The organism is Rhodovulum sp. HP10, assembly GCF_047553435.1.
GTDB lineage: Bacteria > Pseudomonadota > Alphaproteobacteria > Rhodobacterales > Rhodobacteraceae > Rhodovulum.
This window is the reverse complement of sequence record NZ_CP180201.1, coordinates 3012168-3035077: the sequence shown is the minus strand read 5'-3', so window position 1 is coordinate 3035077 and position 22910 is coordinate 3012168. Positions and strand designations below refer to the sequence as shown.

Genomic DNA, 22910 nt, shown 5'->3' with positions numbered 1-22910 from the left:
CTCAATGCACCGTGCAGACCATGCAGGGATCGAAGCTGCGCACCACATGCTGAACCGCAAGCGGCGTCGTCTCGCCATCCGCGACCGGCACCCCCTCAAGCGCGGCTTCCAGCGGGCCGGGCGTGCCCGAGGCATCGCGCGGGCTGAAATTCCAGGTCGTGGGCGCCACGATCTGATAAGAGGCGATCCGGCCGTTCTCGACCCGCAGCCAGTGGCCCAGCGCGCCGCGCGCCGCCTCGACCAGCCCGACCCCCGAGCCCTCGCGGAGCCGGGGCGCGGGGGTCATGAACGTCGCCGCAGGATCGATCTTGCGCGCGAGTTCCTCCATGAAAATCTGCGTGCGCGCAAGATCGAGCAGCCGCCCGATGACGCGGGCCATCACCCCGCCCCCTGCCAGCGCCACCGCCAGCGGATGCCCGGCGACCACCTGCCGCGCGAGCGCGCCGGTCTCGTAGCCCAGCCCGTCGAGGCGCGGTGCCTTGCACCAGCTATAGGCAGCCTCGCGCATCTCTTCGTCGGGCAGGGTCTGCCCCTCGGATGGATGCACGGCCTCGCCCAGCATCCAGGCATGCGAGAGATCCTCGGTCATCCCCCTCAGATCGAGCGGCAGGGGCCCGTCCTTCCAGAGCCCCGGTGCAAAGCCATGCCCCCCGGCCAGCGGATAGGCCCCGAAGCTGAGATATCGCCCCGAGCCCCGGCCCAGCGCGTCGAGACCGAGATCGGCGGCAATTTCCAGAAACAGGCCCGCATCGCCCCGGTCCCAGCCCATCAGCCCCGCACGCGCGTCCAGCGCCACGAAATCCTCGAGCGGGGCCCCGAACAGCTCTGCCTCGAGATAGCGGCGAAAGGCGGCGAGGCTCGCCACGATCCGCACCTTGTCGCGCGGCCCCGGGGCGCGGGTGACGCCGCCGGGCTGGATGGCCAGAGTATGCGGCCATTTCCCTGCCATCAGCCCGAGAACATGCATGAGCTCGGCCCGCGCCGCGATGGCCGCCCGCGCCGCCGAGCCGCGTTCGGCGGTGAAGCGCGCGACGGCGCGCGCATGCCAGGGCCGCCCGGCATAGGCGGGGCGGGCGAAATCGGGCATGAAGAACAGGTTGAAATGGACCAGATGGTCCGAGACATTCTCGATCGCGTGGATCAGAGCGGCCATCGCCGCGCCTGCGGGCGCGGGCTCATGTCCGCCCGCATCGGCCAGCGCCCGCGCCGCCGCCGCCGACTGGCTGATCGAACAGATGCCGCAGATCCGGGGCGTGATGGTCAGCGCGTCCGAGGCTGGACGGCCGGTCATCATCCGCTCGAAACCGCGATAGAGCGGGGCATTGACCCGGGCGCTGCGAACCCGTCCTTCGGCGATGTCGAGATGAACCTCGAGATCGCCCTCGACACGGTTGAAGGGGCCGACGATCAGGCGCGTTCCGGTCATCCGCGCGGCTTGCCCGGGCGCGGCAGCACCTCGATCCGGTCAGCGGTGGCATTCTTCGCCAGCCGCTCGGGCGTCGCGGCCTTCGACAGCGAGGCCAGCGCCATGAACCAGGCCTTGGGCATGTCGGCAGGCAAACCGACCGGGATCCCCGCGACCTTGGGGGTCTCGGTGAAGGCGTGGCGCGGTTCCTCGAATTCGGGCGCGGTGCAGGAGATGCAGGGATAGCCCGCACGGGTGCAGCTTCCCTGCCCGTTCCAGGGGCGGATGTTGCAATCGCCCACCGCCTGGGTGCCGACGCAGCCCAGATGCTCCATCATGCAGCCCATTTCGCAAAGCGCGGTGGCCGAGGCCTTGTATTCGTAGAACTCGTTCCTGGGGCAGCCGTGATGGACCAGGTGCTCGGCATAGAAGCGCGGCCGGGCCAGCGCGTCGAGATCGTCGGGCCCCATCGCGCCCGCGGCGAGCAGCATCAGCGTTTCGGTGACCCAGTCGGGATGCGTCGGGCAGCCCGCCACGTTGATCACCGGCAGTCCGGTCGGGTCGCGGAACCCGGCCGGCAGGATACCGCCCGGATGGGTGCCCTCATATTGCAGCCCGGCCGCATCCGAAGGGTTCCCGCCCGCGCTGGTGACGCCGCCGAAGGCCGCGCAGGACCCCACCGCCACCACGTGCCGCGCCTGCGGCACCAGCCGCCCGACCCAGTCGAGCATCGAGCGCCCCGTCCCCGACAGCATCTGGAACCGCCCGGTCCCCTTGGGCCCGCGGGCGATGGCGCCCTCGACGCAGAGCACATCGAGCGGGACATCCCCGGCGGCGGCGGCCTCGAGCAGCCCGCGCGCCTCGGCACCGGTCGCCTCGGACAGCGACGGGTGCCACAGGAACCGGATGCCCGCGCCCTCGAAAAGCTCGAACAGCGTCGGCGCCTCGGCACAGAGCAGCGACATGGTGCAACCGCCGCAACCGGCGGCCTGAAGCCAGAGCACGTTCATGCCCCCTCTCCGGCCAGCGGCAGGTCGAGCCGGAAGCAGGCCCCTCTCTCGGCCGCGCACAGCCGGAGCTGGCCACCATGCTCGGCCGCGATCTTGGCGCTGATCGCAAGGCCGAGCCCGGTTCCCTGCCCGACCTCCTTGGTCGTGAAGAACGGATCGAAGATCAGCGTCCTGACCGCATCGGGCACGCCGGGCCCGTCATCGCTGACCTTCATGACCGCCGCCTCGGCCTCGGCACCGAACCAGAGCTCCATCCGGCCGCCCGGCCCGGCGGCGTCCCGCGCGTTCTGCACCAGGTTCATCACCACCTGCTGGACATGGCCGGGCCGCCCCAGCGCCATCACCCTGTCCGCGCCCTCAAAGGCGATCTCGACATCGCCCCGCGAGCCGCGCATCACCCAGCTTGCCGCGACCCGCGCGGTTTCGACCAGATCGAAGGCCACCCGCTCGCCCGAGCCCTCGGAAGAGAGCCGGCGCAGATCCTCGACGATGTCGCGCACCCGCTCGGCCCCGTCCCGCGCGCCCGCGACCGCATCGCGCAGATTGCGGATCTCGCGGTCCAGACGCAGCTCCTCGCGCAGCCGCACCAGTTCGGCACGGTCGGCGCCCGCCTGCACCTGCTCGAAATAGGTCTCGAACTTGCCGGCATAGCGTTCCAGCGCATGGGCATTGGCATAGACGAAGCTGATCGGGTTGTTCAGCTCATGCGCGACGCCCGCCAGCAGCCGCCCCAGCGAGGCCAGCTTTTCGTTGCGCACCAGAAGCGCCTGAGCCGCCTTCAGCTCGTCATGGCTGGCGGCCAGCTCGGCATAGGCCTGACGCAGCTCGCCCAGCGGGCGGCCGGTCAGCACATGGCCGGTGACCCGGCCGCGCTCGTCCATCCGGGGCGACAGCGACAGTTCGAGCGGCGTCGCGCCATCGGCCGCGATCAGCCCGGCCTCGATCATCACCGGACAGCGGCCCTGCCCGGCCCGTGCCATCGCCGCCTCGAGCGCGGGGCGATCGGCTTCGGAAAACAGCTCGGTGACCTGGCGTCCGGCAAACGCCTCGCGCGGGGCCCCGGTGCGAAGCGCAGTCGAGGCCGATACATCCTCGACCCGGCCGCCACGGGCCACCACGATCAGCACATCCGAAACCGAGGCGAGTATCGAGCCGAGAAACGAGCGCATCGTCTCGAGCTCGGCATTCTTGGCCTCGAGCTGTTCCTGATAATCGACGAGATCGACATAGGTCCGGTCGACCGCCGACAGCACATCGGCCCAGACCGCATCCGAGAATTCGCCCTCGCCGGAGACGAGGCCCCTGGTGATGTCCCGCGCCATCTGTCCTCCTTCGGCCGGAGGATAGCTTCCTCCTGCCGCGGCGCAAATCAATTCGCGTGGTGGCGGCGGCGCACGCCCGCCGGGCGTCCAGGCAGGTCGAGCCTCGCATCGGCCCGCGGCGTCTCGGACACCACCCTGCCCCTAGAGATCACCGCCAGCCGGGCAGGCCGCAGCCGGATCGCCTCGATCGCATCGCCCGCATCGAGGATCACCAGCGAGGCCTGGGCCCCTTCATGAAGCCCGTAGCCCTCGAGATGCAGGATCTTCGCGCTTTCGGTCGTCACCATGTCGAAGCAGCGCCGCATCTCGGCGGGCGAGGTCATCTGCGCCACATGCAGCCCCATGAAGGCCACGTCCAGCATGTCGGCGGTGCCCAGGGGATACCACGGGTCGCGCACGCAGTCCTGACCCCAGCCGACGGTGATGCCATGGGCCTGCAGCTCCTTCACCCGGGTCAGGCCGCGCCGTTTCGGGAAGCTGTCATGGCGGCCCTGGATCACGATGTTGATCAGCGGGTTCGGCACAGCCGAAAGCCCGGCCTCGGCCATCAGCGGCAGAAGCTTCGAGACATAGTAATTGTCCATCGAGTGCATCGAGGTCAGGTGGCTGCCATTGACCCGGCCCTGAAGCCCCAGCCTCCGGGCCTCATAGGCCAGCGTCTCGACATGGCGGCTGAGGGGATCGTCGGTCTCGTCGCAATGCAGGTCGACCAGAAGCCCGCGCTCGGCGGCGATCTCGCAGAGCTCGCGGACCGAGGCACGGCCGTCTTCCATCGTGCGCTCGAAATGCGGGATGCCGCCGACGACATCGACCCCCATGTCGAGCGCGCGCAGGGTGTTGGCCCGGGCGGTCGGATCGCGCAGGAAACCATCCTGCGGGAAGGCCACCAGTTGCAGATCGAGATAGGGTTTCACGACCTCGCGCACATGCAGCATCGCCTCGACGCCCTTGAGGCTGTCATCGCAGGTATCGACATGGCTGCGGATCGCCAGCAGCCCCTGGCTTACCGCCCAGTCGCAATAGGCCAGCGCGCGCTCGACCATCTGATCGACGGTCGCGATCTCTTTCAGCTCGCCCCAGAGCGCGATGCCCTCCAGCAGCGTGCCCGAGGCGTTGATCCGGGGCGTGCCGTAGGACAGCGTCGCGTCCATGTGGAAATGCGGATCGACGAAGGGCGGGCAGACCAGATCGCCCGCCGCGTCGATCACCCGCCCGGCGGTCGAGCCCGACAGATCGCCGATGGCCGCGATCCGGCCCTTCGAAATCCCGATATCGCCGACCTCTCCGTCGGGCAGGTTTCCATCGGTGATCAGAAGGTCGAACTCGGCCATGTCAGCGTTCTCCGCGGTTAAAGGGCGTCATCAGGGCGGCGGGCACCTCGGCCCGGCGCGACATCAGGACCAGCGCCAGGATCGACAGCGCATAGGGCACCATCAGGAAGACCTGGTAGGGGATGTCGGCGCCGAGCGGCGTCTGCTGCAATCGGATCTGTAGCGCGTCGAAGGCCGCAAACAAGAGCGCTCCGATCAAGGCCTTGCCCGGACGCCAGGCGCCGAAGACGACAAGCGCGATGCAGATCCAGCCGCGCCCGTTCACCATCTCGAAGAAGAAGGAGGAAAAGGCCGACATGGTCAGGAAGGCCCCGCCCACGGCCATCAGCCCCGACCCCGCCATCACCGCGCCGATGCGGATCGCGGCGACCGACAGGCCCTGCGCCTCGACCGCCGAGGGATTCTCGCCCGCCGCGCGCAGGGCAAGGCCCAGCGGCGTGCGGTACAGAACCAGCGCCACGACGATGACGGTGGCGAAGGCCAGATAGGTCAGCGCGGTCTGGGAAAAGAGCGCCTCGCCGAAGAAGGGAAGATCGGAAAGGCCCGGGATATGCAGGGGCTGGAACGGCTCGATCCGGGGCGGGCTGGTGACCTCGGGCAGCGACAGGCGGTAGGCATAATAGGCGCTGGAGGTCGCCAGCATGGTGATGCCGAGGCCCACGACGTGCTGAGACAGCCCGAAGGGCACGGTCAGAAGCCCGTGCAACGCGCCGAAGGCCATGCCGGTCAGAAGCGCGACCAGCAGTCCCGGCCAGAGCCCGAGGCCCGCATAGACCGCCATCCAGCCCGCGAAGGCGCCCGCGACCATGATCCCCTCGATCCCGAGGTTCAGAACGCCCGCGCGTTCGCAGATGAGCTCGCCCATGGTGGCGAAGATCAGCGGCGAGGCGATGCGCAGCACCGCCGCCCAGAAGCTGGCCGACAGAAGGATGTCGAGGATCTCCATCAGCCCCTCACCACGCGGAATTTCGTCAGAAGGATCGCCAGCACCATCGACAGAAGCGCCACCGCGACCGAGATGTCGGCGATATAGGTGGGCACGTCGGCCGCGCGGCTCATGCTGTTGGCGCCGACGAAGACGCCCGCCACGAAGATGGCCGAGGCGACGACGCCCAGCGGGTGCAGAAGCGCCAGCATGGCGACGACGATGCCGGTGTAGCCAAAGCCCGGGCTCAGATCCAGGGTCAGGTTGCCCTTGAGCCCCGCGACCTCGGAGAAGCCAGCCAGCGCCGCCAGCCCGCCCGACAGAAGCGCTGTCTTGACGATCACCCGGTTGACCGGGATGCCCGCAAAGCGCGCGGCCTGCGGGTTCAGCCCCACCGCGCGGATCTCGTAGCCCAGCGTCGTGCGGATCTGGATCAGCCAGACCGAGACCGCCGCGATCAGCGCCAGCCCGAACCCCCAATGCAGCCTGAGCCCCTCGATCAGCCGCGGCAGGCGGGCATCGCGCGGAATGGGCGGCGATTTCGGCCAGCCCATGCCCATCGGGTCCTTCAGCGGGCCTTCGAGCAGCATCGAGATGACCAGCAGCATGATGAAGTTCAGCAGAAGCGTCGTGACCACCTCGTCGACGCCGAGCCTGAGCTTCAGCACCGCGGGCCCCAGCAGGACCAGCGCGCCCGCAAGGATCGCGGCCAGCGCCATCATGGGGATCGCGACCGCGCCCGGCAGGCCGAGCTGGGTGCCGACCAGCACGGTCATCAGCGCGCCCGCGTAAAGCTGCGCCTCGGCCCCGATATTCCAGAGCCGGGCACGGAAGGCCACGGCGACGGCCAGCCCGGTGAAGATCAGCGGCGTCGCCCGGTTCAGGGTCTCGAGCAGCGCGAATTTCGAGCCCGCAGCCCCCTTCACGATCAGCCCCAGCGTGGCGAAGGGGTCGGCGCCTGCGAGTTTCGCAAGCCCCGAGGCCACCGCGACGGTGAAGGCCAGCGCCGCGAAGGGCAGCCCCAGACGGCGGGCCAGCGTCGGATTGTGGACCGGATCAAGCCGCATGGTCGAACCCCTGCCCCGCCATCCAGGCGCCCAGTTCCGCGGGTGTCTTCGAGCCGCGCGCAAAGCCCGGCGACAGCCGCCCCTCGGACATGACATGGATCACGTCGGACAGCGCCAGGATCTCGTCGAGATCCTCGGAAATCAGCAATATGGCGGCGCCCGCATCCCGCGCCGCGATCAGGCATTCCTGCACGTAGGTCAGAGCCCCGATATCGAGCCCGCGCACGGGCTGGTTGGCCAGAATGATCCTTGGCCCCGCCTCCAGCGCGCGCCCCAGGATCAGCTTTTGCATGTTGCCACCCGAGAGCAGCCGGATCCGGGCCTCGGGCCCGGGACAGCGCACGTCATAGTCGGCGATGATCTTCTCGGCATGGGTCCGCGCCGCGCGCCAGTTCATCCAGCCATACCGGCTGTAGGGCGCGCGCGCGTAATCCTCGAGAACGGCATTCTCGGTCAGGGAGAAATCGGCGATCGAACCCGTCGCGTGGCGATCCTCGGGGATGCGGCCGACCCCGGCGGCCAGCGCCGCGCGGGGCGACCAGACGCTGACCTCGGCGCCATGGACCTCGAGCCGTCCCTGATCGGGCGCGGTCATGCCCGAGACCAGATCGGCCAGCGCCCCCTGCCCGTTGCCCGACACGCCGGCAAGCCCGGTGATCTGCCCCGCCCGAAGATCGAGCGTGACGCGGTTCAGCCCCGAGCGGCTGCCCTCGGGATGGCAGGTGACGTCCCTCAGCGACATCAGCGCAGGCCCGGGGGTGGCGGTCGAGGGATGCGGCAGGCGCACCTCTTCGCCCACCATCATCTCGGCCAGGCGGTGGCGGTCGGTCTCGGCGGTGGCGACCTCGCCCGCGACACGGCCATGACGCAGCACGATCACCCGGTCGGCCGCGGCCATCACCTCGTGCAGCTTGTGCGAGATGAAGATCACCGACAGGCCCCGGGCCACCGCCTTCCTGAGCGTGGCCAGAAGCGCGTCGGTCTCCTGCGGGGTCAGCACGGCGGTCGGTTCGTCGAGGATCAGCACCCGCGCCTCGCGGTAAAGCGCCTTCAGGATCTCGACGCGCTGGCGCTCGCCCACGGAAAGATCGCGCACCTTCGCATCGGGACGGACCGCAAGGCCGAAATCGCGCGACAGCGCCGCGATCCGCGCCCGCGCGGCAGACCGCCCCAGCCCGGCCCGCCAGAGCGGCCGGGTGCCCAGGAGGATATTCTCGGCCACGGTGAGATTGCCCGCGAGGGTGAAATGCTGGTGGACCATGCCGACGCCCGCAGCCAGAGCCGCCCCGGGCTGGCCGGGCGGCAGCGGCCTGCCCATCACCTCGACACTGCCCGCATCGGCGGTGTAATGGCCGAAGAGGATGTTCATCAGCGTGGTCTTGCCCGCGCCGTTCTCGCCCAGAAGCGCGAGGACCTCGCCCCTGTGCAGAGCGAAGCCGATATTGTCATTGGCTCTCAGCGTCCCGAAGCTCTTGGTGATCCCCTCGAGCTTCAGGACAACCGGTCGGGTGCCGGACATCAGGAGGACTTGGGCTCTTTGTCGTTGATCTCGACGGTGAAATCGCCTGCCTTGATCGCCGCCTCTTTCTGCGCGATCAGCTCCATCGCAGATTGCGGAACCTTGCCCTCGAAAGTGCCAAGCGGCGCCAGCGAACAGCCGCCTTCCTTCATGAAAGAATAGACGCCGTAATCATCCGCCTTGAAGCTGCCCGCCGAGACGTTCCCCAGCGCGGCAGCGAGCGTCGGCGCGAAGTCCCAGATCGCCGAGGCGACGACGGTATCGGGATAGTCGGGCTGGGTGTCGATGACATTGCCGATGGCCAGCACGCCCTTTTCCTGCGCCGCATCCGAGACGCCGAAGCGTTCGGCATAAAGCAGGTCGGCCCCGTTCTCGATCATCGCGAAGGCGGTTTCCTTGGCCTTGGGCGGATCGAACCAGGAGCCGATGAAGCTGACCTGGAAAGTGGCGTCGGGTTTGACCTCGCGCACGCCCGCCATGAAGGCATGCATCAGCCGGTTCACCTCGGGGATCGGGAAGCCGCCGATCATGCCGATATTGCCGGTCTTGCTCATCGCACCCGCGACGATGCCCGACAGGTAGGAGGCGTCCTGGATATAGTTGTCGAAGACGGCGAGGTTGGGATAATCCGGGTCGGGCTTGAAGGACGAGCCCATCAGGAAGGCGGTCTCGGGATAGTCGAGAACCACTTCGCGCGCCTCCTGTTCGACGCCGAAGATCTCGCCCATGATGAGCTTGACCCCCTGTTCGGCATATTCGCGCATGACGCGGGGATAGTCGGTATTGGTGGTGTTTTCCGAGAAGGCATAGGTGATCTCGCCCGCCGCCCGTGCCGCATCGGCGGCCTTGTGCAGCCGGCTCACCCATTGCTGCTCGACCGGCACCGTGTAGATGCCCGCCACGCTGACCGGCTCGGCCGCCAGCCCGCGCCGCGGCCAGAGCCCAAGCCCCAGCCCGGCCGCCGCACCGGCCCCGCCCAGCAAGAGCCCACGCCGCCCCATCGCGAACCCGTCCCGCGTTGTCGCCATACCTTCATCCCCTGTAACATGTCCCCGTGGATGACGGCATTCGGCGCCATCGGCCGGGATTTTGGAATGGCCGGACAGTGCCACGGGTGCCCGGCGAAGAAAAGCCCGCTCGTTTCCCGGGCCGGGGCAAAGCACCTGACAGGGAAATGGGCCCCCTGCCGTCCAGTCGGGATGTTCCCGCCCCGGCTCTATCGGCCCGCGGCGCGCAGGGCGGATCGTCTATTGCCGGAAACGACCATCTGGGCGTCGCCAGGGAAGGGCGGCTCCGGCCGGACAGGCACAGACGCCTCCGGCATCTGGCCATGATCCCGCCCCCAGGATCGGCCGCATGGACCGTGGCCAGAGCCCGCGGCCCCGGCATCTACACCCGGCTTTCGGCCCGGACCTGGCGACGAAACCGACGACGCCCATGCCCGGCCGCAGCCTATTCCCCTGCCCCGAAGACGGCCGTGGGACAGCCCGACAGGGTCAGGCGCGCAAGCGCGCGTCAGGGTCCGGGCATTACGATCCCTCCCGCTTGCGCAGACCAGAGGGATCAGAGGCTTCGGCGGCAAGAACGCGCAGCATCCTTCGACGCCATCGGCCCGAAGCTGCCAGCCGAGGGCCATTCTGCAGCTCGCGGGTATCACGAAGCCAGGAGCGAACCCGGGCTTCCGGTTTCTCATATTGCCTTCGCAGGGTGTTTCCAGTAATGCAGCGCGCAAGGTGCCGGGCACCTGCCGCCTGCGGACGCAAGTCACGGTGAAGCCCGGAGCGAAAGACGACATCTCACCCTCGAAGCATTTCGCAGGTGGGCAATGCAGGCTCCCTCCCGATCCGAAATGCCTCTCCGGAGGAGTGAGCGATGTCCGTCGGACCCGCCCCTGAAACACGTGAAAACCCATTCCTGACCCGTCCGATCGGGGGGGTGTTCCTGTCGAATGCCCTTCCAATGGCGGTGGTCATGTCGATGGGGGGCCTGCTGAACGTCGCCGACGGGATCTTCGTCGGACGCGTCATCGGCCCCCAGGCTCTGGCCGCGGTCAGCCTGGCCTTTCCTATCGTCATGCTGCTGACGGCCCTGACCAGCCTGGCGGGCGGCGGCATGTCGAGCCTGCTCGCCCGTCATCTCGGGGCCGGCGACCGCGCCGAGGCAGGCGCGGTCTTTGCAGGCGCGCATGGCATGGCCCTCGCCATCTGCGCGGCCCTGATCGCCCTGGCTCTTGCAGTCGGGCCAGCCACGGTCTCGGCGCTCGCCACCGGACATACTGAGGTGGCGGGGCCGGCGCAGAGCTATCTGCTGATCCTGATCCTCGGCGCCCCGATCCAGTTCGGCCTGGGGCTTCAGGCCGATGCCATGCGCAATGAAGGCCGGGCCGGGCAGATCGCCCTGCTTTCGGTGATCGTGAACCTGCTGAATATCGGCGCGAACTATGTCGCGATCGTGCTTCTCGGGCTGGGCGTCGCGGGCTCGGCCCTCGGCACCGTCGCGGCACAGAGCCTCGGCCTGGCAATGCTGCTGCTTCTGCGGGCGCGCGACCGGGATCTTTTGCCCCTTGGCACCCTCTGGCGTCACGGCTGGCTGTCGGGATGGGGGCAGATCCTCTCGCTCGGCCTCCCGCTTTGCCTGAACCTCATCGGAATGGCCCTGGTGGCCGGCATGGTCATCCTGCTCATCGGCACCACCGCCGCGGATCATGCTGTCCATATCGCCGCCTATGGCGTGGTGACGCGCCTTCTCGGGCTGGCCTTCCTGCCGCAGATGGCGATCGCGCTGGCCACCCAGAGCATCACCGGCAACAATGCAGGGGCCGGTCGCATGGATCGTGCCGGCGCGGCCCTGCGGCTGGCCATGGGCTGCGCGTTCCTCTGGTGCCTCGGCGTGACACTGGCAGGAGCCTTCGCGGGGGAACCGCTGGGCGCTCTGTTCTCGGAGGACCGACGCGTCGTCGAGGCGGTTGCCGCGATCCTGCGACCGATGACGGCACTTTACGCCATCACCGGGCCGGTTCTCGTCGTCGCCCTGCATTTCCAGGCGATGGGCCATCCGCTCCGGACCGCGGCGCTGACCCTGATCAAGCCCTGGCTGCTGACACCGGTCCTTCTTGTCGTCCTCAATCTCCTGTCGGGGATCGATGGCCTGTGGCTTTCCTTTCCGGTTGCGGATGCCCTGCTTCTTGTCCTCGCCCTGACGCTGGTCCTTCGCGGCCACCTTCTCGCCCCTGTCCCGGCACCCCTGCCTGTCAAGGAAACAGCATGAAACAACCATCTCTCGAGACCATCAAAACCCAGGCCAAGGCGCTCCGGCAGGCCTTGCAAGACCGAGGCACGGCGATCAGCCATGCCCAGTCCCTCGAGCTTGTCGCCCGTCAGCACGGGGCGCGGGACTGGAACACGCTTCATGCCCGGCTCAGCCAGCGCAACGCCCCGCCTGAGCTCACCCTGGGCAGCAGGGTGACGGGCCACTATCTGGGCCAGGCCTATAGCGGTAAAATTGTCGCCCTGTCGGGGCCTGCAGAGCATCGCCACGTCGAGATCGCGCTGGATCAGCCGATCGACACCGTTCGGTTCGACAGCTTTTCGAACTGGCGCCACCGCATTCGCGGCACGATCGGCGAAGATGGCCGCAGCGCCCGCAAGACATCGGATGGCTCTCCGCATCTTACCGTAGAGATTGCGCCAAACTGAGCGCACGCCCCCGGCAGCATCGTTTCGCCGGAGCCGCCCTCAGAAAACCCGGCCTTCCCGGCGGAGGCCGGCTTCCCTCCCGCATGGCGAAGCTCGGGCAAGACGGCTGCGATGTCCGATCCTCGGGTCGGGGGCAACTGCCTTGAAAGAGAGGCAGAACGATCCGCTGCGGTTCACGCCCCCCGTCCGGCAGGTCCGACCTCGCGACCCTCGTGCAATCGGCCGCGCAGAGTGACCGAATGGCCACAATGACGCAGTCCCGAGGTCAATGTCGGCAGGGGCCTGCGTCCCTTGCAGGAGGTGCATGGCGGCAATACCGGGTCGGCGATTGTGCCCATGGTACAAATCCTTAGATGTCGGACGCCATAGAACAAAGGACAAGACCATGACCACGCTGACCCACGCCGCCGCGCCGAATGCGGCCTTCATCGCCCGGCTGAGCGTCCTCGCCGAAGACATCCGTCAAGCCGGCCGCCGCTACAGCATCCGGCGTCAGACCATCCGCGAACTGTCGGCCCTCTCGGACCGCGACCTGAAGGATCTGGGCATCTACCGTTGCGAGATCGGCGCGATCGCCACCGAAGCCTCCCGCAAGGCCTGAGCGACGCTCCGACGGGGACCGGGGCCGCGCCTTGCGCCGGAGCCCGCCCCGCCGAGCGAACCTCACCTCTCCCCGATCCGGCCCCGGCCGCGCCTTCCCAACAAGTGGCTTGACCCGAGCGAAGACGTGACATACCTACGTTGGGCCTTTCGCGGGTATGGTGAAATGGTATCACACGAGCCTTCCAAGCTCTTGGTGCGGGTTCGATTCCCGCTACCCGCTCCACTCTCTCAGACAGTCGGACATTGCGCCCCGGGATGTCCCCCTCGGGTAACTTCCGCGCAAGCGGCCGCACGCATCTGCGGCCTTGCCCGAGCCGTCCCCTCTGCCCCATCTCCCCTGACCTGCGCCCCGTCATGAGACGCGTGTGATCAGCGCGGTTCATCCTGGAATTCGGCATCCCCGGTGACGCCCGCCCAAGACAGCAGGACAGCACGTCGCGCCGCTGGAGCGAGACCATGGCCTCCAGCGCCGAGATATCCGCTTCGGTCGCGCCATCTTCGAGGGCGTTCCGGCGCGCGCGTGCCGACAGGCCATGGTGCAGGCCCGAGCTGGCTGGGTGGGACCAGGCGCGTGCCGTCGCCCACCAGCCTGTCCGGCTCAAGGGTTGTCTGCCTCGTTCACACCTTCTCCGAGTACGGTGCGGCGGTCGCGATCTGAAAGCTCCGAATGTAGTCCCGTGCTGGCCAAGTGAGACCAGGCGCGCGCCGTCGTCCAATCGTGACGGCGGTCTTCATCCTGTGAACCAACTGGGTCCATGCGGCTGATCCTCCCCTGCCGCCCGATGCAGTCGAGTTCGCTGAGCCCGACGGATGTCCGTCAGGCCTTGGCATAGGTCAGCTTCCCATCAATGATCGCATCCAGAATCCGGTCGCACTCGTGGTTCAGTCTGCGTGCGATTATCTGTCCACTTAACCTCCTTTCCCAAAATAGCATGGAAAGAAGGTTAAGTGGACACTTTATAGTATGTGTATCTATTAAGCCGCTCGACTATATCCCGTTCATCATGGTCGGACCATCTGCCCGCCATGTCATATGCAGACCTCGCCATCGTGACCCGGAACCTGATGATGGACCCGTCCATCGCGGGCCGGGCCTATCTCGTCGTGGATTCTTCCGGTGTCGGGCGGGCCTTCTGGGATCTGCTTGACACGAAGTCGGTCCAGCATACCCGCTGTCCGTCATCAAATAATTTGGGACCCGGAATGCTCTGCCGGTCAGGAGGGTCTGGCTCATACTATTCGAGGTTAGGCCGCCTGCGGTTCCAGACCCGACCCGGATGGGGTCGGCGATCCTCGAGACCGGCCTCGCCAAGGGATCGGTATCGGTCGTACCAACGATAGAAGGTTGTCTTCGGAATACCGAACATCTCCAGCGTGCGCGCCGCGGGCAGATGTGATCTCTCGACGAGCCGGATAATCTCGAGCTTTTCGGGTCCAGGGTACCTCATTCGTGGTCTCCTCCATCCCCGATCATACTTTTTTGAGCAGCCGGTTCTCAAGGGTGGCCTCTGCCAAGGCCTCCTTCAGCGCGCTGGCCTCAGCCCGCAGGACCTTCACTTCCGGGCTGCTCGCCTGGCGCGCCGTGTCACCAGCAAGCCGCTTCTTGCCGGCCTCGAGAAACTCTTTGGACCAACTGTAGTACAAGCTCGTCGCAATCCCCTCGCGCCGGCAAAGCTCGGCTATGCTCTCCTCGCCGCGAAGCCCCTCAAGCACGATGCGGATCTTTTCCTCCGCCGAATGCTGTTTGCGGGTGCGTCGGCGGATGTCCTTCACAACCTTCTCGGCGGAAGGCTTAACCGCGCTGGCCTGGTGGGCCGAGTGGCTGGTGAAGCGCCCGGCAAGTGCCGGCAGAGTTGACCTTGGCGGGAATTCCGTACTTTCCGCCTAAGGGGCTCACAGACCAGACTGGCCATGTTTAATACGTTTACACCCAGTCCAGATCGGATGTCGGAAGATCTGCTGAAGTTCCGGCAAGGTAAAGGCTTCGCGCTTGTCGCGGTTGCGCTTTTCCTCCCGGACACGGAGCAAGCCGAGCTCGATCGAGTCCGAAATCGTGATGCTTTCGCTTTTGGCGAACTGAGCTACCCCCCGAAATTCGGACAGTGACGTAAGCTACGATTTGCAGTCTGCTGATCTTCGACGAGAAGGAGATCAGAGATGTCGAAACGCAAGCAGCACGCGCCTGAGTTCAAGGCGAAGGTCGCGCTGGAAGCCCTGAAGGGTGAAGAGACGGCGGCCGAGCTGGCGAGCCGGTTCGGAGTGCATCCGACGATGATCCATCAATGGAAGCGCGCCCTGCTCGAAGGCGCGTCCGGCGTGTTCGAGCGCGGCGGCCGCAAGAGACCCGAGATCGACGAGGAGCAGGTGAAGGAGCTCCACGCCAAGATCGGGGAGCTGGCGGTGGCCAACTCTTTTTTGGAACGAAAGCTGAAGCCCTGGGGCGGGAAGTGAGGCGCGGTATGATCGAGCCTGACCATCCTCAGCTGTCCATCGGTCAGCAGTGCAGGCTGCTGTCGATTGCGCGCTCGTCCTATTACTACGAGCCGAAGGGAGAGACCGCACAGAACCTCGGCCTGATGCGGCAGATCGACGAGCAGTTCCTGGAGACGCCGTTCTTCGGTGTCCGCCAGATGACCTGGCACCTGCGCAATGACGGGCATCTCGTGAACGAGAAGCGAATACGCCGGCTAATGCGCCTCATGGGGCTGATGCCGATTTACCAGAAGCCCAACACGAGCAGGCCGGCGAAAGGACACAAGACCTATCCTTACCTTCTGAAAGGGCTGCACGTGGATCGTCCGAACCAGGTCTGGTGCTCGGACATCACCTACCTGCCCATGCGCCGCGGGTTCCTATACCTCATAGCGATCATGGACTGGCACACGCGCAAGGTTCTATCCTGGCGGATCTCGAACACCCTGGAGGCCGACTTCTGCGTCGAAGCACTGAGCGAGGCCATCCACAAGTTCGGCCCGCCCGAGATCATGAACACGGATCAGGGCAGCCAGTTCACGTCCTTCGCCTGGACCGACCGGCTCCGCCGATCCGGTGTGCGCATCTCGATGGATGGGAAAGGCCGATTCCTCGACAACATCTTCATCGAGCGGCTGTGGCGAACCCTGAAATACGAATGCGTCTACCTGCATGCCTGGGAGACCGGATCAGAGACGAAAGGGGCTATCCGGAAATGGATGACCTTCTACAACCACCAGCGTCCTCACTCAGCCCTCGGCGGCAAGCCACCGGCGCTGGTTTATTGGCAGAGAAATGATATCAACAAACCCGATCAGCAGGTGCAAAGAGTAGCTTAAATTACGCCAGATACTGTCCAACCGATGGGGAGTAGCTCAGATCGCGGGGTCGATCCCGGCGAATAAGGTGCCGCATCAGATTGGCGCAGGCGCTGTCTGGACCCTGCCGGAAGGCACGGAGGTCGGGATGCTGGAATTCACAGGCTCCGGGGTCGCCGCGATGAAAGAGATCATGGAGGAGAAATCGGAAACGATGATCTCCCTCGGCGCGCGGATGCTGTCCTCCACGGTCAATCGGAACGAGACCATCGACACAGCGACGCAGCGCACCCGGTCAGAGCTTGCGCTCCTGCATGGTGTTGTCGTGTCGGTCGAGGCTGGATTGAACCGCCTTCTGCGCCTTGCTGCTGAGTGGGTTGGGGCAAACCCTGACGAGGCCTCAGTCACCCTGTCGCGGGACTTCATCGAAAGCAGCATGGAACCGAAGATGATCGAACAGCAGATGAAACTCTATCTGTCCGGAATCATCAGCCGCGCGACACTGCACGAGAACCTGCAAAAGGGCGAGATCGTCCGCGCAGATCGCTCGTGGGAGGATGAAAAGGACATGATCGAAGAAGATGGCGGTGACATTACAGCCATCATCGGCACACGGGATGAATAAACGTGCTGCTCGATCCTGACTTCGGCGTTCATGCGTTCCGGCCAGACGGGGCGCCGGCGCTCTACCGGGCAGTTCTAGCCAGGGCGGTGCTTGATCTGTTCGGCAAGGCGATAACTGCTTCCGAAGGCGCCGATGCCCAGCTTGCGCGGCGGGAGGCGCTCTATTTCCTGACCCGTGAGCGCGGCGCGTGGGCGGAGTCCCGTCGCGATTTGTGCGATGCGAGCGGGATCGACCCGGACGCCCTTCGCCTGAACGCCCTTCGCATCCTTGATGGCGGCGAGATCGTCGGCGCGGATGCTCGCAATGCCTTCGGCGGCATCGAGATCGCCCGGAATCTGTGGAAAGCGGAGCAGGCCCCCGCACCTCGCCCGAAAGCACTCAAGCGCAAGAAGCATGACAGGCCTCCTCGCGGGGTATCACCGAGTTATAGCGCCGTGCGTTCCGCTATCTTGCCGCTGCTCTCGGAGCCGCGCCGGTTTAAGGAATTGATAATCGCAACGGATGGCGAATGCGGCGTTGGCATAGTCCGCAAAGTCCTCGCCATCGCCATGCAGAAAGGCGAGGTCGTGCGCGATAATGCCCAGCACACCTACGTCTTGGCCGATGCTGCCTGAACTTAATCAGGTCTTTTGAGCGCAGCACCTGCTTCATCTCTTTATTTAATATTATCAGACACTTATCGTGTTTTCGTTAGACCGGGCGTCGCGCACATCTTCACGTTCAGGGAAGGGCAGGCTCTCGGGTCTGCCTTTTCTTTTGTGCGAACGTGAAGGAGATGCACATGCCTGACGATACCGACGACCGCCTGATGGAGCAGTTCATCGAGCGGGCAACGCCCAAACTGCTCGAAGCCATGCAGGAGTCGCTGTCCAAGCAGATCGAGGATTCCATCGGTGGTCTAAAAAGCAACGCCGAAAAACTGCTCGACGAGGTGAAGGACGCAAAGCGGGAGCGCGAGGCACGCGAGAAGCAGCAGGCCGAGGAAATGGGCCAACTGAAAACGCTGCTCGAACGCGGCGACGCGCCCAAGGACATTCATCGCAACCTGTCGCCCGAACCGATCCGCCTGACCCGCCAGCAAGCGCGCGACGCGCAGCTCTATCGCAAGGCCAAGGCGCAGGCCGAGAAGGCCAGGACCACGCTGGAGATCGTGACTGATGAATGATCTCCGCAAAGCCGCCGATGCGAGCGCCCGCGAGTTCCTGTCTGGCATCTATGCCAAGGTGCGGGAGTTCGACGTGACCCTTGCCCGCAATGCCATTCTCGATTGCCTTTTCTCGGCGGAAGAACCCGACTTCATCCGTGACGTGGCAGAGCATCCGCTCTACGCCTCCGACGCCCGCCGCGTCATTGGTCGGATGAAACCTAACATGGTCGAACTGGCCGGTCGCACCCTGCGGGCTGCGGCATGAACTATGACCGCATCAGAGAGGCCTTGCCCGTGGAGTCGGGCAATGGCCGCCGGTCCACCATCCGCGCCCGCTCTGATGTGGTGGAGGTGGTTATCGACTGCGTGCTGCGCCGCCGTCAGTTCAAGGAGATCGCGCAAAGGTGCTGCGTCGATCTGGAAAGCCTGACCCGGTTCCGCAAGCGGTTCATTACGCCAGAGGTTGAGAAGATCGTTCTCGTCGAGGCGAACAAGCTCGACGCGGATGCGCTCGATCAGGAAGTGAACGCCGCCCAAGACAAGATCGAAGGTGGCATTGCGGGCATTCTCAAGGAACAAAAGCGTCTCTACCGCACCCTTAACGATATGGTCGAAGGCGACAACCTGATGGATGTGCTGGCCCCGATGATGCAGTTGCTCCGGGACCAGAACAAGAGCTACGAGAACCTGCTCAAGGTCTATTCGAACCTGCGCGACAAGACGACCGTCGTGCTGGGCCTGAATGAACACCCCGACGTTCAGAAACTGATGGACGTGCTGTGGGTGGTGTTCCAAGCGCACCCGGAGGCGTTCGAGACCTTCCGGCAGGTGGTCCAAGACCGGCGGATTCCGCTCAATGTCGAATGATCTGGGCCTTTTCCTCCGCACGCTACATGAGCGGGTAAAACCCGAACTCCTGCTTGAGCGGGTTGTCGGTGGCCCGCCTGACGACTGGCAGCGCACGCTGATGAATTCCACCTCGGACATCATCATGGTGCTGGCGTCGCGGCGCATCGGCAAATCGACAACCGTGGGCGTGATGGCGGGCGGTCTGTCGCGATGGCGGTCCGGCGCATCGACATGTTGCGGCGGCGCGGCTTTTGCCATGTGGTCGAGGCGGATATCGTCCGGTGTTTCGAAAGGATCCCCCACGAGCCCGTTCTGAGCAGCCTCGCAAAGACATTGGCGGGCCGGGCCGGGGCGGACAGGCTGGTCGATCTGGTCGCGCTCTGGCTGGAACACGCGGCCATGTTCCTCGAAACGCCCGGCCTCGGCCTGGCCCAGGGCTCGCCCTTGTCGCCGCTTCTGTCGAACCTCTATCTCGACCGGCTCGACGACGCGCTGGATCGGCGCGATGTGGCGGTGGTGCGCTTTGCCGACGATTTCGTCCTGCTTTGCCGCAGCCGCGAGGCCGCGGCAAAGGCCCTGACCCGCGCGGAAAACCTGCTGGAGGCCCATGGGCTTGAGCTTCATGGCGACGGAACCCGGATTGTCGATTTCGATCGTGGCTTCGAATTTCTGGGTCATCTCTTCGTGCGCTCTCTCACCCTGCGTGCCCTGGGCGATCCGGATGAGGATCCGCTGGAGGCGATGCGCCTTGCGGGTGCAGAGGAGGCCCGCGCCGCCGATGCCGCAAGGGCCGAAGCCGAGGAAAGTGCGGCCGGATATGACAGGGCGGAACGGGTGCTTTACCTCGTGACGCCGGGGCGGCGGCTGGGGCTGCGGAACCTGTCCTTCAACGTCACGGGCGAAGAGGGACGCGAGCTGTTGGGGATCGCCCCCGGGCGGGTCGACCGGATCGAGATCGGCGCCCGGGCCGATTTCGCGCCCGAAGCCTTGCGGCAGGCCCTGGCGACGGGGATCGACGTTGCCTTTCTGGATGGCCGCGGCCAGACCGAGGGCTGGTTGTCTGCGGGGCCGCCGGAACGCGCCGATCTGCATCTGGCCCAGGCCCGTCTGGTGCTGGACCCTGTCGCCTCGGCCGCGCTGGCGCGGACCATCGTCGAGGCGCGGCTGCGCAACCAGCGCACCAAGCTGCGGGTCCTGAACCGTGTCCCCAAGGACCCCGAGGTTGCGGCTGCCTGCACGGCGCTGGGGCGCGTGATTTCCAAATTGCCCGGGGCGGACACCCCGGCCGCTCTGCGCGGACATGAGGGTTCAGGCGCGGCGATTTATTGGCCGGCCCTGGGGCGGCTGTGCGCCGCCGCGCCGCAGCCCTTCCGCCGCACGCGGCCCGCGACCGACCCGCTGAACGCGGCGATCAACTGGCTGACCGCCATGCTGGAGCGGGACATCCGCGCGGCCATTGCCCATGCCGGGTTGCATCCGGGCTTTGGCGTCCTGCATGTCCCGGCCGATCGCAGCGCAGCCTGTGTCTGGGACCTGATGGAAGGCTATCGCTCCGCCCTGACCGAAGGTCTGGCGGTAACGCTGTTCAACCAGAACCGGCTGAGGACCGGGATGATGACCTCGTTTCCGGGCGGCATCCGGCTGGGCCGCGACGCCATCGGCGCGCTGATTTCCGGCTATGAGATGGCAGTCGGGCGGCTTGTGACCAGCCCCCATTCCGGGCGTCGCCGCACCTGGCGCTGGATCATGCGCGAAGAGGCACAGGCCCTCGCCCGCCATATGCGGGACCCTGAGGGGATGCCCTTCCGGCCTTTCCTGCAAACCCCCTGAAGCAGAGCATTTGCTTCGTCTTCGAGGACATGTGTCACGGACAGAAGCAATTCAATCCGCTCCTGTTAGACGGGAATGGTCTCAATCCTCGTCTTCGAGGACATGGGTCACGGACTCGATAAAGGCGGCGAATGTCGCGCTATCTGGGTCTCAATCCTCGTCTTCGAGGACATGGGTCACGGACCCGGCCGGATCGTTCACATCGAGCGTGTGGAGGAGTCTCAATCCTCGTCTTCGAGGACATGGGTCACGGACCCAACGGCGTCGTGATCCTGAGGGTCGCAACCCCGGTCTCAATCCTCGTCTTCGAGGACATGGGTCACGGACTTACCCTCCAGAACCACTTGCCCTGAAAGGGAAAAAGCACTGCCTTTCCGGAATCGATGCCAAATTCCGCCCATCTGGCCCAGGCCTTCATCTGAACATGGTTGTTTCGTGGCTATTTCTCCCATTTCCTGCAAGGCGTTACATGGAAATCCGTAGCCGAATTCCGGTTTTCCGGCCGGTCTGGACCGGATCGCAGGCCCAGCGTAGGCTGGTTTCATCCTTGCGATCAATGGCGGAGTTGTCGCGATGCGGGGCGAGATGCTGATGGTCTTCACCTATGACGTGTCGCAATCAAAGAGACGGCGCAAGGTGGCCGGATTGCTCGAGGCTGCGGCAACGCGCGTTCAGTATTCGGTTTTCGAGGCGCGCATGTCCCGCCCCCGCGCCGATGCCCTGGCACAGCGCATTGCCGCCCATCTTGACCGCGGCGACAGCCTGCGAGTCTATGCCATAGGCGCCGACGGCCTGTCCCGCAGCCGAGTCTATGGCGACGCGGTTCCGTTCGAGCCGCAAGAGGGCTACTGGCTGGCGTGATAATCGAAGGCATTGAAATAACAGTGTTCGTTTTTTTCGAAAGAAATCGGAAGCATGCTAAGGTGAGCGTGTGTCAAAAATGAAAGGTCAAGCTGATGAGAGTTGAGATTTCTCCACCAGAAGGTGGCGCAGCGCGAATAAGTAACCCTAAGCACAAGGCACTCTGGAGTTCGCACTTTGCGGTGCGACTTCAGGTCCTTCTTTGCTTTTCAACTCAGCTTGAAAACCAAATATCAGAGACTAAGGCATACGCCCCACCCTTGGGTCTGATTTTGAGTTTTCTCGTTGGGATTTTGTCCAGCCTTGCTGCGCAAGCCGTTTTTCTATGGGTTTCGGTTTGACTGCGGCCATCGAGGAGGATACTCCTCGATGGCTACCCCGCCCGCGGAGAAGCGGATGAGTCTCAGTGGCTTAAGATTAATTATTTGCGCTGCATTCTGCGCGATGACGCGTCTTTGCAGAACTTGGCAGGCTTCCTGCCTTTTTGTGAATTTTTCATTTTGCTTCGTTTGAGTTGAGGGGTGGGGATGAATGTTGGAGGTGGCGTCGTGTTCGATACGGCGCATGCTGAGCGTACGAGGGTTTCCATCGTCGAGTTCCTGTCGGAGCTTGGCATTTCCCGTGTTACGGTGCTTTGTCCCGGCGCGGCGGGGCTCGTTCGCGACCCTGCCCATATTGGCAAGATCCGCGGCGCCCTTGGCGAGGCTCTGCGCGAAAGCGCGAGCCCGGCCGTGCGGGCCGGGCTTCCCTGCACGTTTTCGCCCCCTTGTGCCTATGCCGAGCTCTGGTTCCCCGAGGGGGAGATCCGGCCCGGCAAGCCCATGCCCAGCCCCTATGTGATCGAGGCCGATACAGAGGGCGACGGGCTGCGGGTAACGATCAAGCTGGTCGGCCGGGCCGGGGATTATCTGGGCGAGGTGGGTGATGCGCTGATCCGAGGCCTGCGGCGGGGGCTCAGCGGAAAGCGCTGGATCCGGCTCGAACCGGAGGCGCGGACCTATTCCGAAACGATCGGACTGGCCGATCCCGGGCTGACGGCTCAGGTGTCGTTGCGGTTCCTGACGCCGCTACTGGTGCGCAACAGCGAGAATGGGCCCCACATCGAGCCCGGGGCCGTTTTGCGGGGAATGATCCATCGGGCCGACGGAATGGCCCGGCATTGCGGGATCGAACTCGATGCCGATTTCCCCGCCTTGCTGGAGGCGACGAAGGCCGTCGAAGGGGTCTGGACCGATGTGGATGTACGGGACTGGACCCGCGGCGCGGTCAGGCAAAGGCGTCTCGTACCTATGGAAGGTGCGCTGGGGCGGTTGCATCTGAGGGGCGATCTGGCGCCGTTCTCGCCGTTCATCGCCCTGGCCGAGGAATTGCACACCGGGTCGCGCGTGCAATTCGGACAAGGACGGTTCCGGATCGAGCAGGGGGTGTAGG

21 protein-coding genes, 1 tRNA gene and 1 pseudogene are annotated in these 22910 nt (G+C 65.5%); 14 read left to right on the top strand and 9 right to left on the bottom strand.

Annotation, left to right across the window (positions count from 1 at the left end; genetic code table 11):
• Position 1: 1 nt before the first annotated feature.
• The 8 genes from ACK8CO_RS14255 to ACK8CO_RS14220 are packed head-to-tail and all read right to left on the bottom strand — an operon-like array spanning position 2 to position 9607.
• On the bottom strand, positions 2-1426 hold the full coding sequence (locus ACK8CO_RS14255; protein ID WP_414897046.1) for a nickel-dependent hydrogenase large subunit: 1425 nt from the start codon (positions 1424-1426) through the stop codon (positions 2-4).
• Positions 1423-2415, bottom strand: coding sequence for a HupU protein (locus ACK8CO_RS14250; RefSeq protein WP_414897045.1), 993 nt, complete (start codon positions 2413-2415; stop codon positions 1423-1425). The genes ACK8CO_RS14255 and ACK8CO_RS14250 overlap by 4 nt, the downstream gene beginning before the upstream one ends.
• Positions 2412-3737: a sensor histidine kinase gene (locus ACK8CO_RS14245; RefSeq protein WP_414897044.1), complete on the bottom strand. Its 1326-nt coding sequence runs from the start codon at positions 3735-3737 to the stop codon at positions 2412-2414. The genes ACK8CO_RS14250 and ACK8CO_RS14245 overlap by 4 nt, the downstream gene beginning before the upstream one ends.
• Before the next feature lie 47 nt (positions 3738-3784).
• The gene (locus tag ACK8CO_RS14240; protein ID WP_080617244.1) at positions 3785-5068 is read right to left on the bottom strand and encodes an amidohydrolase family protein; all 1284 of its coding nucleotides are present in this window, start codon (positions 5066-5068) and stop codon (positions 3785-3787) included.
• A 1-nt stretch (position 5069) separates the two neighbouring features.
• Positions 5070-6014: an ABC transporter permease gene (locus ACK8CO_RS14235; protein WP_414897043.1), complete on the bottom strand. Its 945-nt coding sequence runs from the start codon at positions 6012-6014 to the stop codon at positions 5070-5072.
• Positions 6014-7060, bottom strand: a complete 1047-nt coding sequence (locus ACK8CO_RS14230) for an ABC transporter permease (protein WP_414897042.1) — start codon at positions 7058-7060, stop codon at positions 6014-6016. Before ACK8CO_RS14230 ends, ACK8CO_RS14235 begins: the two co-directional genes overlap by 1 nt.
• Positions 7050-8579 (bottom strand): ABC transporter ATP-binding protein, encoded by a 1530-nt coding sequence (locus ACK8CO_RS14225; RefSeq protein WP_080617247.1) that lies wholly within the window; start codon positions 8577-8579, stop codon positions 7050-7052. The genes ACK8CO_RS14230 and ACK8CO_RS14225 overlap by 11 nt, the downstream gene beginning before the upstream one ends.
• Entirely contained in the window at positions 8579-9607 is a 1029-nt protein-coding gene (locus tag ACK8CO_RS14220) for a BMP family protein (protein ID WP_080617248.1), read from the bottom strand. The genes ACK8CO_RS14225 and ACK8CO_RS14220 overlap by 1 nt, the downstream gene beginning before the upstream one ends.
• An 844-nt stretch (positions 9608-10451) precedes the next feature.
• On the opposite strand from ACK8CO_RS14220, the gene ACK8CO_RS14215 reads away from it, so the two are divergent.
• The 4 genes from ACK8CO_RS14215 (at position 10452) to ACK8CO_RS14200 (ending at position 13100) form a co-directional block, all read left to right on the top strand.
• Positions 10452-11846, top strand: coding sequence for an MATE family efflux transporter (locus ACK8CO_RS14215; protein WP_414897041.1), 1395 nt, complete (start codon positions 10452-10454; stop codon positions 11844-11846).
• The gene (locus ACK8CO_RS14210) at positions 11843-12274 is read left to right on the top strand and encodes a glyoxalase superfamily protein (protein ID WP_414897040.1); all 432 of its coding nucleotides are present in this window, start codon (positions 11843-11845) and stop codon (positions 12272-12274) included. Before ACK8CO_RS14215 ends, ACK8CO_RS14210 begins: the two co-directional genes overlap by 4 nt.
• A gap of 385 nt (positions 12275-12659) precedes the next feature.
• Positions 12660-12875, top strand: a complete 216-nt coding sequence (locus ACK8CO_RS14205; RefSeq protein WP_196774259.1) for a DUF1127 domain-containing protein — start codon at positions 12660-12662, stop codon at positions 12873-12875.
• A 151-nt stretch (positions 12876-13026) separates the two neighbouring features.
• A tRNA-Gly gene (locus tag ACK8CO_RS14200) sits at positions 13027-13100 on the top strand.
• A 1033-nt stretch (positions 13101-14133) separates the two neighbouring features.
• Here the strand turns inward: ACK8CO_RS14200 and ACK8CO_RS14195 are convergent.
• Positions 14134-14650 (bottom strand): annotated as a pseudogene (locus ACK8CO_RS14195) (helix-turn-helix domain-containing protein); the annotation flags it as partial.
• 384 nt (positions 14651-15034) lie between these two features.
• Here ACK8CO_RS14195 and ACK8CO_RS14190 point away from each other — a divergent pair.
• The 10 genes from ACK8CO_RS14190 (at position 15035) to cas6 (ending at position 22909) form a co-directional block, all read left to right on the top strand.
• Positions 15035-16188 (top strand): IS3 family transposase gene (locus ACK8CO_RS14190; RefSeq protein WP_414896501.1). Its coding sequence is split into 2 segments (ribosomal slippage): positions 15035-15287 and positions 15287-16188, totalling 1155 coding nucleotides; the frame shifts between segments, so codons are not numbered across the junction.
• Positions 16189-16198: 10 nt separating this feature from the next.
• Positions 16199-16792, top strand: coding sequence for a DUF4055 domain-containing protein (locus tag ACK8CO_RS14185; RefSeq protein WP_414899028.1), 594 nt, complete (start codon positions 16199-16201; stop codon positions 16790-16792).
• Between the two features lie 2 nt (positions 16793-16794).
• Entirely contained in the window at positions 16795-17406 is a 612-nt protein-coding gene (locus ACK8CO_RS14180; protein ID WP_414897039.1) for a hypothetical protein, read from the top strand.
• A 167-nt stretch (positions 17407-17573) separates the two neighbouring features.
• A complete protein-coding gene (locus ACK8CO_RS14175) occupies positions 17574-17957 on the top strand; it encodes a hypothetical protein (protein ID WP_414897038.1) in 384 nt (127 codons plus the stop codon).
• On the top strand, positions 17950-18204 hold the full coding sequence (locus tag ACK8CO_RS14170; RefSeq protein WP_414897037.1) for a hypothetical protein: 255 nt from the start codon (positions 17950-17952) through the stop codon (positions 18202-18204). Before ACK8CO_RS14175 ends, ACK8CO_RS14170 begins: the two co-directional genes overlap by 8 nt.
• Positions 18201-18806 carry a hypothetical protein gene (locus ACK8CO_RS14165; protein WP_414897036.1) on the top strand — a complete coding sequence of 202 codons (606 nt, stop codon included), beginning with the start codon at positions 18201-18203 and terminating at the stop codon, positions 18804-18806. Before ACK8CO_RS14170 ends, ACK8CO_RS14165 begins: the two co-directional genes overlap by 4 nt.
• Complete coding sequence (locus tag ACK8CO_RS14160; protein WP_414897035.1) at positions 18796-19104, top strand: hypothetical protein; 309 nt, start codon at positions 18796-18798, stop codon at positions 19102-19104. The genes ACK8CO_RS14165 and ACK8CO_RS14160 overlap by 11 nt, the downstream gene beginning before the upstream one ends.
• Positions 18999-20618 carry a CRISPR-associated endonuclease Cas1 gene (gene cas1, locus ACK8CO_RS14155; protein ID WP_414897034.1) on the top strand — a complete coding sequence of 540 codons (1620 nt, stop codon included), beginning with the start codon at positions 18999-19001 and terminating at the stop codon, positions 20616-20618. Before ACK8CO_RS14160 ends, cas1 begins: the two co-directional genes overlap by 106 nt.
• Positions 20619-21191: 573 nt before the next feature.
• Complete coding sequence (gene cas2, locus ACK8CO_RS14150; RefSeq protein ID WP_414897033.1) at positions 21192-21479, top strand: CRISPR-associated endonuclease Cas2; 288 nt, start codon at positions 21192-21194, stop codon at positions 21477-21479.
• Between the two features lie 548 nt (positions 21480-22027).
• On the top strand, positions 22028-22909 hold the full coding sequence (gene cas6, locus ACK8CO_RS14145; protein ID WP_414897032.1) for a CRISPR system precrRNA processing endoribonuclease RAMP protein Cas6: 882 nt from the start codon (positions 22028-22030) through the stop codon (positions 22907-22909).
• Position 22910 lies beyond the last annotated feature (1 nt).